Source organism: Pseudomonadota bacterium, from assembly GCA_036339585.1.
In the GTDB taxonomy this organism is placed as follows: Bacteria; Pseudomonadota; Alphaproteobacteria; order UBA8366; family UBA8366; genus UBA8366.
The window spans coordinates 1-12313 of record JAYZAS010000004.1 but is presented as its reverse complement, the minus strand read 5'-3'; the positions used below and the strand labels follow the sequence as shown (position 1 = coordinate 12313).

The following is a 12313-nucleotide window of genomic DNA, read 5'->3' as shown; positions in this document are numbered from 1 at the left end:
TCACGAATCCAATATCGCTACTGCAAATATTACTCTCCGTAGGGGCTGGTTTGTTTACACTTGAACTACATTGTATCGGTTTGGTGTGCTAATGCAGCATCGCGGGCTAACGCGTCTGCGCGTTCATTATGGAGGTGTCCAGCGTGTCCCTTGATCCAGTGCCATTGTATTGAGTGGCTACTCGCAGCCTTTTCAAGTCGTCGCCACAGGTCCTCGTTCTTTACGGACTTCTTGGACGCGTTCTTCCACCCGTTTTTCTTCCATCCATGTATCCATTTAGTAATTCCGTCACGCACATAGATGCTATCCGTGTAAAGGTCGACCGAGACAGGCTTAGTAAGCATTTCAAGGGCGCGAATTGCGGCCATAAGCTCCATGCGGTTGTTGGTGGTATTTGTGTCGCCGCCAGACAGTTCTTTCTCGGTTCCCGCAAATTGTAAAATAGCACCCCAACCGCCTGGCCCCGGATTGCCGGAGCAAGCACCGTCGGTAAAGATTTTTACACTTTCATTTTTTCCACTCATTCAAGGCCAAGCTCAGCTATTTCAGAAATCTTTTGGTGAAAACTCAAAATATAGTAATACTCAGAAGGATTTTTTGGTCGTACTAATGCATCGGTTGGATTGTTAATCCAGTCGAAGAGCCTTGTCAGCAGAAAGCGGACAGCTCCACCCCGAGCTAGTGTGGGAAATGCTTTTAGTTCCGTCACTGACAATTGCCGGACACTGCAATAGCCTGTAAGCAGCGAATGTGCCCGTGATAGATCGATAGACCCTTTTTCATCGAAGCACCAAGCGTTAAGGCATATAGCAAGATCGTAAGCTAGGAAGTCATTGCAAGCGAAGTAGAAATCGATCAAGCCCGATAATTTTTTTCGCAAGAAAAATACGTTATCGGGGAATAAGTCAGCATGGCATGTGCCAGCGGGAAGGTATGTCGGCCAGTTCTTATGTAAATACTCGAGTTCTATCTCTAGAAAATTTCTTAGGCCCGGTTGTACTTGATCAATGGATTGACCACACGAGTAAAGTAGAGGACGCCAAGCCGCAAGTGAGAGACTATTTTTTCGCGTCATGGGAAATTGGAGGCTGGCGATATGCATTTTGGCAAGGGCCTCACCGACCATTCTGCAATGGTCTACATCAATTCTGCGGGGAGACATGCCATCAAGAAAAGAAAAAATTGCGGCTGGTTTTCCGCAAACTTTGCGCAAGCCTTTACCATCTCGCCCGTGTAAAACAGAAGGGCATGGTATGTCTCTCTTCGCTAGATAATCCATCAATTTAAGGAAGTAGGGTATGTCTGAGGGGTCTACCCGCTTCTCATAAAGTGTGAGGATAAATCGTCCGTGACTGGTTGTAAGAAGGAAATTACTATTTTCAACTCCCTCCGCAATACCCTTGTATGATAGTACAGAGCCAATATCATATTCGGCGACAAAATCGTCTAGCGCATCATCCGGCACTTCTGTGTATACAGCCATTTTTTACCAACAAGTGAAGCTTATAGTTATTTTTACGAAATCGATTTATTTGGCCTTCTTGGGTTTAATTGATGTAGATTTACTTTTTTTGTTCGATGTTCCTGATGAAAAAAGGAACGCATATGTCAGTTCTTTTTAACGCGGGTTATTTGTGTCGCCATCAGCTCCTTCCTATAACGAATATTATTGGCCGAATTTACGTTAGCAAAGTAAAAAGTTTTCTGTACGCTTGTTCTGATTTTTAAAGTTGAGTTATTTATTATCGTGATTTCAATGTCTATGTTCCACTCATTCATTCGCCAAACAATAGTAGCGATGATATTAATATCGTTGATGGGTGGTTGTGCCTTATTGGACGAAACAACCGGTGATCCCGACGTGTGCCCTATGCCTACAATATTGAAAACTGGGCAAGAATTAGTGAGGTTCAGACCTGGTGTCGGATACGACCTCAACAAAATTGTTTTCCATGTTAAACTTAATACTTTTGATGGCGAATGCGATATTGGAGAAAAAGAAATAACTCTGAATATTGCTCTTAGTATGACTGCTCTTCGGGGTGCCGCAATGCTAAAAGATAAGGCTGAGTTTGCTTATTGGGTTTGGGTTGTTGATCGTGAAAAGAAAGTTCTAACCCGCAATCGGACACCAGTGATTGCAAAGTTTGAGGGGCGCGACTCGCAGATTGATTTTAGTGACATTTTTGACGTTATAATCCCGCAACGTCCCGATCATTCGCCACCGGACTGGCGTATCTATATCGGCCTTGAACTGACTAAGGAGGAATTAGCGTATAATCGGCGTCGACTCGGTAGTTTGCGCCGACGTTGACTACGTGAAATTGGAAAAGGATCATTTTTTGGCCCGAAGACGTTGCGTTACTGGACGGGTGTCGTTACATTATAAAAAATACCCTGCGACCCTAGCGGGAGAGACCGACGATTAGAGTGTGTCGGCGCCGAAGGAGCAACCTACTCGGGAATCTCTCAGGCAAAAGGACCGTTAGGTGAGGGGCCTCTGGAAAGAAGGTGTGCTCATACAGGTGCACCTCACCGAAGGGGTAAATCGGTAGTTGCCGGTGATACTCTCAGGTTCCGTGACAGAGATGGGTGGCGCTCATAATTTGGGGTGAGTGCTCTCGGTTTGTTAACGGAGACTCGGTCAGTGGCAGAGGATAAATTACTTTCAAAGACACCGTTGCATAACCTGCATGTAGCAAACGGCGGTCGCATGGTTTCTTTTGCAGGGTATTCATTACCCCTTCAATATCAGGGTGGGATTGTCAAAGAGCATCTACATACCCGCAATGCTGCTGGATTGTTTGACGTTTCGCATATGGGTCAACTTGAGGTTTCTGGAGAAAACCGTGCAGCAGTACTTGAGAAACTGGTTCCTGCGGATGTGGGTGGTCTGGAAAAGGGGCAAGTTTGCTACAGTCAATTTACTAATGATAAGGGTGGGATTCTCGATGATCTTTTGATCTCTAATAATGGCGATCGGCTAGGCCTCGTCGTGAATGCCGCTTGTAAGAATTCTGATATAAAACACTTGAAAGAGCATCTCCCGGAAGGTTGTGATCTTCATTACCTAAAAAAACAAGCGCTCCTCGCTTTGCAAGGGCCTAAAACAGCACAAGTGCTCAAAAGACATTGTGATATAGACTTCGGTCAATTTGGTTTTATGACGCGCCGCCATGCGGTCCTTTTTGGGGTTGAAGTAGTAATTAGTAGATCAGGTTATACGGGGGAAGATGGCTTCGAGATTTCTGTTGAGGGCGAAAGTGCAGAGAGGGTAGCCGAACGTTTGCTTGGTGATAAGGAGGTACAATTGGCTGGCCTTGGCGCTCGCGACTCACTTCGCTTAGAAGCTGGGCTGTGCCTTTATGGCCAAGACCTCGATGCGTCGACCACCCCCGTCGAGGCTAATTTAGAATGGTCAATAGGGGTTCGCCGACGTAATTCCGGTGATTTCATTGGAGCGGATGTTGTTTTAGAACAGCTTGCCTCTGGGACCAAACGTAAGCGGGTCGGGCTAGCACCAGAAGGCCGAGCACCTCTAAGAGGAAATACTCAATTAAGAGACTCAGCTGGCGTTGAAGTAGGCATTGTTACAAGTGGGAGTTTTAGCCCCACACTGGGAGCTCCCGTAGCGATGGGTTACGTGTCATCTTCATATTCCGCAATCGGCACAAATTTGTTCGCAGAACTTCGCGGTAAAACTATATCTGCTACTGTTGTGCCGATTCCAATGGTTCAGACACATTATTTTAGGGTTACAAATTGATGACTAGTGGAGGTTGAGAATCATGACAGACGTAAAATATAGCAAAGACCATGAATGGCTTACCATAGATGGAGAAATTGCGACGATTGGTATTACCAGCTTTGCTCAGCAGCAACTAGGAGATGTGGTGTTTGTAGAATTGCCGGTAGTCGGGAAGACAGTAGCTAAGGGGGATGAAGTTGCTGTGGTTGAGTCGGTGAAGGCAGCAGCGGAAGTGTATACTCCAGTTTCAGGGGAAGTTTTTGAAGTCAATGCCGCATTAGACAGTGCTCCGGAAACTGTAAATAGTGATCCACATGGAGGAGCATGGTTCTTTAAAATTAGGCTTTCGGACACAACTGAACTAGATGGTTTAATGGATAGTGCTGCTTACGACGCATTTGCTGCGGAGGAGGGTTGATAATGCCTAGAGGTGATGAAATGACACAGGGTAAGATAACTCTAGAAGAATTAGAGCAACGTGACGACTTTATCAGTCGGCATATTGGTCCGAGGGACATTGAGATACAGCAAATGTTGGGCGAGCTGAAGGTAAGATCGCTGGAAGAGTTGATGGAAAAGATCGTGCCCGACTCCATTCGGGATACAAGTGCACTTAAATTACCCTCTTCAAGGGGAGAAAAAGAGGTAATTGAGAGGCTTCGTGATATAGCAAAATCAAACAAAGTCATGCGCTCTATGATAGGTTGCGGTTACTACGATACGGTCACCCCGAATGTAATAGTCAGAAACGTTCTCGAAAATCCGGGTTGGTATACTGCTTACACTCCATATCAACCAGAGATAAGCCAAGGCCGATTGGAAGCAGTGTTAAATTTCCAGACCATGGTCTCTGAGCTTACTGGAATGAGCATAGCTAATGCTTCTCTACTTGATGAGGCGTCAGCAGCGGCAGAGGCGATGACATTGCTCAATAAGTTATCGAAAAAGAAGTGTAACTGCTTTTTTGTCTCAGCAAACTGTCATCCACAAACCATTAACGTTTTGAAGACGAGGGCCGCACCACTAGGGATTGAGTTGAAAATTGGTGATCCTTTTTCAGAGTTAAAATTTGAGGATCTGTTTGGTGTATTGCTGCAATATCCGACCACAGATGGTGCCGTAAATGATTACTCGTCACTGGTAGCAGAGGCCCACAACAATAATACCTTCGTTGCTGTTGCAACGGATCTTTTGAGTTTGATGCTGCTACAGCCACCGGGCGATTGGGGCGCAGATTTAGTTTTCGGTAGCGCTCAGCGGTTTGGAGTGCCGATGGGCTGCGGGGGACCACACGCAGCTTTTTTTGCAACCTCAGATGCCCTAAAACGCTCTTTGCCCGGGCGCTTAGTAGGGGTGTCAGTTGATACAAAGGGCAATACAGCGCTCAGGCTGTCCCTGCAGACAAGGGAACAACATATTCGACGGGATAAGGCTACTAGCAATATATGTACGGCACAGGTATTGTTGGCAGTGATGGCGGGTCTCTATGCAGTTTACCATGGACCTATACGATTGAAAAAAATCGCAGAGCGCGTGCACCGGCTCACTACAACACTAGCTTTTGGGTTGAGTAAAATCGGCTTCAATCTGTCAAACAACGCCTACTTTGACACTCTTTCAGTGATTACGGACGATGCCGACAAAATTGTTGCCGATGCGGCATCAGAAGGAATAAATTTACGGAAAATAGAGGCTGGTAAAATTGGTATAGCCGTCGATGAAACTACCACCCGCGGTGACATTGAAGTTCTTTGGAGGGTGTTTGACCCTGTTAACGGTGATAGGCTGGATTTCAATCTGATAGAGGACGATGTTGTTGACGCCATCCCCGATAATTTACGGCGCCACGGACCAGTGCTCAACCATCCAATTTTTCACAAATATCACTCTGAGACTGAAATGTTGCGATATTTGCATCGACTTCAGGCTAAAGATATGGCGCTCGACAAAGCCATGATACCGCTTGGCTCCTGCACTATGAAGTTAAATGCAACTGCTGAGATGATGCCAATTACTTGGAAAGAGTTTAGCTCTATTCACCCATTTGCACCAGAAGAACAGACCAAAGGTTACCAGGTTTTGACAGATAGCCTAATCGATATGCTTTGCCGGATTACAGGCTTTCATTCGTTTTCATTGCAGCCCAATGCGGGAAGCCAAGGAGAATATGCTGGGTTACTAGCAATCCGCGCATATCATGAGGCTAATGGGAACCCTCAACGTGATATCTGCCTAATTCCTAGTTCCGCTCATGGTACTAACCCTGCAAGTGCAGTGTTGGCAGGAATGAAAGTTGTCGTGATCGATTGCGACTCCGCCGGTAACATAGATTTAGTAGATCTAACGAGAAAAGCTGAAGAGTACAGCGAGTGCTTAGCGGCGTTGATGGTAACGTACCCTTCAACTCACGGGGTTTTTGAATTTGCTATTAGCGAAGTATGTCACATTGTTCATGATCATGGTGGGCAGGTATACATGGACGGAGCTAATCTTAATGCCCTCGTTGGTGTTGCTCGGCCGGGGCACTTTGGGCCAGATATTGCCCATGTAAATCTCCACAAAACTTTTTGTATTCCTCATGGTGGAGGTGGACCTGGCGTAGGACCTATTGGCGTTGGTAAGCACCTTGCTTCTTACTTGCCTGGGCACCCTCATAAGTTGCAATCTCAAGCCGTCACCGCAGCACCTTGGGGAAGTGCGGGGATATTGCCAATTTCATGGGCATATATAGCGATGATGGGGCACAACGGATTAAAAAAGGCGACGGAGGTGGCGATTTTAAATGCAAATTACGTAGCGCAGCGGTTAAGTCCTCATTTCCCGGTCCTGTATACTGGGCCAAACGGGTTTGTTGCACATGAATGCATAATTGACGTAAGGCAATTTAAGGAAACTGCTGGGATTACAGTTGATGATATAGCAAAGAGACTAATGGATTATGGGTTCCATGCACCGACAATGTCATTTCCAGTGCCTGGCACCTTAATGATCGAGCCTACGGAGAGTGAGTCGAAGACAGAGCTTGATAGGTTCTGTGAAGCTATGATCGGAATACGTCGTGAAATTGATCAAATCATATCCGGGAAGCTGCCCAGGGATGATAATCCGCTGGTTAATGCGCCGCACACAGCTGCTGACATATCGGGCTGGGATAACTGTTATTCTATTGAGCTAGCTCTCTTCCCAACTTCAGCTCCTTTGAGCGAAAAATTTTGGCCTGCGGTTAATCGCGTTGATCAAGTATACGGTGACCGCAATTTAGTTTGTAGTTGTCTACCACTCGAAGCTTATAAAGATGCTGCCGAATAGGCTGGGCAATTAAGAGATGAGAGTTAGGTTTAATCCATGTCTGATGAAAGAAGTCTCGGGATTGGACAGGAAGCAAAGGAGATGCTGCCGATTTGCTTAAAACCTCTTACCGAGGTCAGCAATTGACTTTTCAGCTAGCTCCTTACCTTGTTTTCCAGTGAGACGATCCCCTAAAACCTTTGTTGTTGCGTCTATCGCAAGATCGACTGCCATATTCTGAATTCTCGATATAGCCGCAGCCTCTAATTGTGATATTTTTTCAGTTGCAAGTTCTTCTTGGCGTCTTAAGGCCGCCTCGATACTAATCTCAGCTTCTCTGCGGAGCTTGGCGGCATCATCTTGGGCACGAGAAACAATAGTTTCTGCTTCTTGCAGAGCCTCTCGCTGTTTACGGTGATAACTCGCAAGAAGGGCTTCGGCCTCTTCACGTAGCCCTTGAGCTTCCTCAATTTCTGTTTTGATTTGATCAATCTTTTTATCGAGACCATTCAATACAGCTTTTTTGGCTGGTTTAAAAACAGCAAGAACAAACAGAAAAAAGGAAACTGCAACCCAAGCAGTTGGGTCTAAATTCATTATTTCATCCTCACTAAAGCTGCCTCTATAGCTGCGGCAGCATTTTTATCTGATGTCTCCCCGCAGCCTAATTTTTCAGTCGCTAAACCTACTAAATCAGCCGAAAGAGAATTCACTTCGATGGTAGCGCGCCGCTCTTCTTCAGAGATTGTAGCCTCGGCCTCTTGGACACGTTTTATGATTGATTGAGCTACCTCATCTAGACGCCTTGCTCGTTCAGTGGACACTTCATCAAATACTTTATGGTTGATCTCTTGTGCTTCTGCAGTGGCCTTGGCAAGTAATTTTTCATAGGCCTGTAGAACACTTTCTGCCTCAATCTTGACAGCCCTAGCTTTTTCCAAATCAGCTTCAATTTTTGACTGTCGGACTTCACGGATACGCGATATCCTGGGCAGAGCAATCTTCCATAAAACGACGAATAAGAGACTAAATACAACAACCAGCCAAAATAGTTGTGTTGGATAGTAAGTTGGATCAAGTTGAGGCATGGCTCATTCGCCTTCTTTAGCTAATTGAACCGGCATTACTTAAACAGAATGAGCAAAGCAATCACAAGGGCGAAAAGTGCTATTGCTTCCACCAGTGCAAACCCAAGCATGGTCATTGTAAACACTTCATTCCTAGCGGCTGGATTGCGTCCAACAGCCAAGATGAAAGACGAAAATACGTTGCCTATACCGATCCCCGAGCCGACCATTCCAATCACGGCAAGGCCGGCGCCAATGAGTTTTGCGGCTTCAATATCCATGAGTTTATTCCTTTTCGATTAGAAGTTGAGTGTAAGATTTATTGTTAGAGGCGGTAACCCCAATATTGAATTCATTAATGCAACTTTAGAGCGTCGTTGATGTAAAGACAGGTAAGTATGGCAAAAACGTATGCCTGTAAAAAAGCAATCAAAATTTCAAGTCCGGTTAGTGCGGTAACAAGTGCAAGTGGAAGAACACCATAGACTCCCAACACTCCAATAAAGCTGGCAATAACTTTAAGCAAAGTATGTCCAGCCAGCATGTTGGCGAAAAGGCGCACTGACAAACTTATCGGCCGTGACAGATAGGAAATTACTTCAATAGGAACAAGTAACGGCGCCATCATCCAAGGGGTTCCAGGAGGCAAGAAAAAACTAAAAAAATGCATGCCATGTTTACAAAAGCCAAGGATTGTAACGCCAGAAAATATTGCAAACGCTAGAGCAAAAGTTACAATTATATGACTTGTGAATGTAAAACTATATGGTGTCATGCCGAGAAGATTGCCGACCAGAACAAACATGAAAACGCTAAATATAAAAGGAAAATACTTGCGCCCCTCTGCCCCAATTGTGTCACGAATTAGTCCGGCTATGAATTCATAAGATAACTCAACCATTACCTGAAGGCGACTAGGAACGGATGCACGTCTACGTGTACCCAACAATAGAAATCCTGTAATCAGAAAAAAGGTAATAGTCATAAACAGAGCTGAATTGGTATACGATATATCAAAACCGCCAAGTTCAAGCTCTATTAATGGCTTAATTTCAAATTGTGCAAGTGGGCTTTGTTCTTTGCCGTCGGCCATCGTTAACCACTTCCTAAATGTCTATTAGATTTACTGTTTAACTCGTTGTTTGGTTGGGCACTAATATACCCTGCTGCATACCCATGACCGCTGATGGAACGGAATACGTTGAGAAGTCCAGCTGCTGATCCAAGTATAAAAAATAAAATTAACATCCAAGGTTTTGTGTTTAACCAATTATCTAAAAATAACCCAATCCCTACCCCTACAGCTAAAGCTGCGACTATGTCTACTCCAATTCGTATTGCAACACCAAATCCTTCGTCACTGCGCACTCCTTTGCGCTGATCGTGTTTCCTAGCATTCACCTTCTTAAGCTTTGTGTCCAATTCCTCTAATGGCGTTTTAGACTGATTGCTCAACATGGGCCCAACACCTTTATGAAATCAACATCGCAAACAGAACTTCCCTAAACATTACCCTGCCAGACACCCAAAATAACATCATTAACCTAAACGATAAAAGCCACACAGTGCCCTGTCAAGGCAGTGGGATGTGGTGAAACAACGCACTCCTGGCCAAAAAACCTTGTGCAATGCTTCATGCATCATGCGCTATCGCGAATCTTCTGAGCACCACCAAGGTCGACTGAAACAAGCTGACTGACGCCACGTTCTCCCATGGTGACGCCGAATAAGCGATCCATTCGCGCCATAGTCATTCTGTGATGGGTAACACAGAGAAATCGAGTTGTGCCGGAGCGCGCTATTTCTTCAAGCATTGTACAAAATCGATCTACGTTTGCATCATCAAGGGGAGCGTCTACCTCATCTAGTACGCATATGGGCGCAGGATTGGTTAGGAAGACGGCAAAAAGCAAAGCTAATGCGGTTAACGCTTGCTCTCCTCCAGAAAGAAGCGACATTACCTGTAATTTTTTACCAGGGGGGCTTGTCATGATCTCCAGACCTGCTTCCAAGGGATCATCTGCTTCTGTTAGCTGAATAAAAGCTCGCCCGCCGCCAAACAACCTTACAAAAAGATCCTCAAAATGTGTTTTGACTTCATCGAAGGCCTCAAGAAGGCGCGCACGACCTTCTTTGTTAAGGGACGATATCCCGTGGCGCAGGCGGGCTATGGCCGATAGCAAATCTTCGCGCTCCGACCCCATGGCTTCAATTCGTTCGTTAATGTCCTCTAATTCAGTTTCTGCTCGAAGATTAACGGGGCCGATAGCGTCTCTTGAACGCAAGAGTTTACTGATATCTGTTTCCACCGTTTCTCGCTCTGGCAGCTCTGTAGTTGACTCAAGGCCCGCCCGCCCCAGCGCTTCTTCAGGTAGACACCCAAGTTTTTCTCTTATCCGTTCAACTACAATTTTACAATCTTGGCTAGCTTGCTCGACGAAGCCTTGCTGCCGAACCATTTCTTCGCGGGTGTCGCTAAGCGCCGCTTCAGCTGCCTGGGATTCGCGATCTGCATCGGTTTGTTCCATTTCCCCTTTTGTGAGCTCATCAGAAGCCGTTGATTGCGCCTCTTCCGATGTTCTAATTAATTCAAGTAAATCTTGCCGTTTTCTTGCTATTTCAGACGGTCTTTCAGATAAAGTTTGTGCCTGATTCTGTATGTCCTTTTGCCGTTTAAGCAAATCATCGAGCCTTTCTGTCGCTTCCAAAGTTCGTTCGCGCCAGGAAGAAAGCTCTTTTTCATTTGTGGTCACGCCCTCGCGCCGCAATTGATATTGTGTTTCGAGTCGATTGTATTTTATTTGACATTCTGACACTAGGTTTTTGCACTCATTAACAGTTTCATGTAATTTGTCGATTGAGGATTTTAATTGTAGCGGCGTTGATGCAGCATCTAACGCGTCGGCAACTTCGGTCTCCAGCTTTTGAGTTTGTGCTAAGTCATTTTTAGCTTCTGCCGAGGCTTCTTCTAATGAGGCAAGCCTAATTGCTGCACCACTGGACTCGCTTAACAAACTAGTGCGTGAGTCACGCGCACCGTCAAGCTGGCCGATAGAAACCTCAACCATTTGTCGTGATTCTTTTTCATTGTTGCTCGCCTCAGCCAGAACTTTAATAGACATCTCATGAGCTGTCTTAGCAGTTTGAAGATTAGTGTCTGCGGTTTTGAATGATCCATTGAGTGCGTCTAACCTGTTGCGTTGACTAAGTCGGGTAGCGGCAGCACTTGGCACCCCTGCAGCAACGGTAAATCCATCCCATCGCCAAAACTCGCCAGATTTTGAAACAAGCCATTGGCCAGGTTTAAGCTGTTTCCGCAAGATCATTCCATTCATGTCACTTGAGACAACTCCAATGCTGGAAAGCCTTCTCTCAAGTGCAGGGGGGCCCTTTACAAAGTCAGATAAGGGGCGGATGTTGGCCGGTAGCGCTGCTTTATCAGGCAAAGGGCCGAGTGAAGCCCAATGTCGCTCTGCTGCCTCATCGATCGGGGCTGTTAGATCCTCTCCAAGAGCAGTTGCGAGCGCTGTCTCAAAGCCTGTTGTAACTTCTAGCGCATCGATTAGTGGAGGAAATAGGTCACTATCGGGTTCGCCAAGAATCCCTGTTAAAGCTTTAATTTCTGCGGCAATCTCATTTTTGGAAGCCTGTTTTTCAGCTGCTTTAGCCCTCGCTGAATTTTCCTGTTTTTCTGCCTGCAAGCGTCCCTCTTCTGCCTTTTTCAGGTTTTCTCGAGCTGTCGCCAGTTGCGACTCAAAATTAGCAACGTTGCGCTCTGCCTCGGCAAGTCGCTGGTCTGTACTGATTTTTCCCGTAAGTTTCTCACGTTCACTGTCAATTTCCCGCACCCTAGCCTTTAAACGTAGCCCTCGTTCTGCAAGTTCGTTCGCTCGAGCTGTGATTGTTGTTTTTTTTGCCTCAGCAGCTGTGATCTGTGTAGTGACCGTGGCTAGCTTAGTTTCCTCCGTCATCAAGGCTTCACGGGCCCCTAAGAGTGCTGCTTGTGCGGCCTCTATCGCTCTTGCCTCTTCAATTTTGTTAGATTCAAGGCTTGAGCGTTCTGTTTCAAGCCGAGCAATGGTTTCAGCTGCTTCCTTCGCAAGATCATTTTCACGAGCTAAATCTCTTTCAATTTGATCAAGCCGGCGGGAGATCTCAGCACTAGCTTCTGAGATCCGAGATTCTTCATTATCAAGCTCTTTAAGGGCCA

The 12313-nt window shown here is 45.8% G+C and carries 12 protein-coding genes and 2 riboswitches; of the genes, 4 read left to right on the top strand and 8 right to left on the bottom strand.

What is annotated here, in order from left to right; translation table 11 throughout:
- Positions 1–65 precede the first annotated feature (65 nt).
- Together rnhA and VX941_02945 are read right to left on the bottom strand one after the other, a co-directional pair.
- Entirely contained in the window at positions 66–524 is a 459-nt protein-coding gene (gene rnhA, locus VX941_02950; protein ID MEE2932363.1) for a ribonuclease HI, read from the bottom strand.
- Positions 521–1483, bottom strand: coding sequence for a homoserine kinase (locus tag VX941_02945; protein ID MEE2932362.1), 963 nt, complete (start codon positions 1481–1483; stop codon positions 521–523). Before VX941_02945 ends, rnhA begins: the two co-directional genes overlap by 4 nt.
- 273 nt (positions 1484–1756) lie before the next feature.
- On the opposite strand from VX941_02945, the gene VX941_02940 reads away from it, so the two are divergent.
- The 4 genes from VX941_02940 to gcvP all read left to right on the top strand — a co-directional run bounded on the left by VX941_02940 (position 1757) and on the right by gcvP (position 7057).
- Complete coding sequence (locus tag VX941_02940; GenBank protein ID MEE2932361.1) at positions 1757–2314, top strand: hypothetical protein; 558 nt, start codon at positions 1757–1759, stop codon at positions 2312–2314.
- 85 nt (positions 2315–2399) lie between these two features.
- Positions 2400–2495: riboswitch (glycine riboswitch) on the top strand.
- A 3-nt stretch (positions 2496–2498) separates the two neighbouring features.
- Positions 2499–2588, top strand: a riboswitch (glycine riboswitch).
- A gap of 59 nt (positions 2589–2647) precedes the next feature.
- Positions 2648–3766 (top strand): glycine cleavage system aminomethyltransferase GcvT, encoded by a 1119-nt coding sequence (gene gcvT / locus VX941_02935; GenBank protein MEE2932360.1) that lies wholly within the window; start codon positions 2648–2650, stop codon positions 3764–3766.
- Positions 3767–3788: 22 nt separating this feature from the next.
- Positions 3789–4166 (top strand): glycine cleavage system protein GcvH, encoded by a 378-nt coding sequence (gcvH, locus tag VX941_02930; protein ID MEE2932359.1) that lies wholly within the window; start codon positions 3789–3791, stop codon positions 4164–4166.
- 2 nt (positions 4167–4168) lie between these two features.
- Positions 4169–7057 (top strand): aminomethyl-transferring glycine dehydrogenase, encoded by a 2889-nt coding sequence (gene gcvP, locus VX941_02925; GenBank protein ID MEE2932358.1) that lies wholly within the window; start codon positions 4169–4171, stop codon positions 7055–7057.
- A 96-nt stretch (positions 7058–7153) separates the two neighbouring features.
- Here gcvP and VX941_02920 read toward each other — a convergent pair whose 3' ends face one another.
- The 6 genes from VX941_02920 to VX941_02895 all read right to left on the bottom strand — a co-directional run.
- Positions 7154–7633, bottom strand: coding sequence for a F0F1 ATP synthase subunit B (locus VX941_02920; GenBank protein ID MEE2932357.1), 480 nt, complete (start codon positions 7631–7633; stop codon positions 7154–7156).
- The gene (locus tag VX941_02915; GenBank protein ID MEE2932356.1) at positions 7633–8124 is read right to left on the bottom strand and encodes a hypothetical protein; all 492 of its coding nucleotides are present in this window, start codon (positions 8122–8124) and stop codon (positions 7633–7635) included. The genes VX941_02920 and VX941_02915 overlap by 1 nt, the downstream gene beginning before the upstream one ends.
- Positions 8125–8159: 35 nt before the next feature.
- On the bottom strand, positions 8160–8384 hold the full coding sequence (locus tag VX941_02910; protein ID MEE2932355.1) for a F0F1 ATP synthase subunit C: 225 nt from the start codon (positions 8382–8384) through the stop codon (positions 8160–8162).
- 74 nt (positions 8385–8458) lie between these two features.
- Entirely contained in the window at positions 8459–9196 is a 738-nt protein-coding gene (locus tag VX941_02905) for a F0F1 ATP synthase subunit A (protein MEE2932354.1), read from the bottom strand.
- A 2-nt stretch (positions 9197–9198) separates the two neighbouring features.
- The gene (locus tag VX941_02900) at positions 9199–9561 is read right to left on the bottom strand and encodes an AtpZ/AtpI family protein (protein ID MEE2932353.1); all 363 of its coding nucleotides are present in this window, start codon (positions 9559–9561) and stop codon (positions 9199–9201) included.
- A 182-nt stretch (positions 9562–9743) separates the two neighbouring features.
- Positions 9744–12313: chromosome partitioning protein ParA (locus tag VX941_02895; protein ID MEE2932352.1), on the bottom strand; the 2570-nt coding region annotated here is incomplete at its 5' end.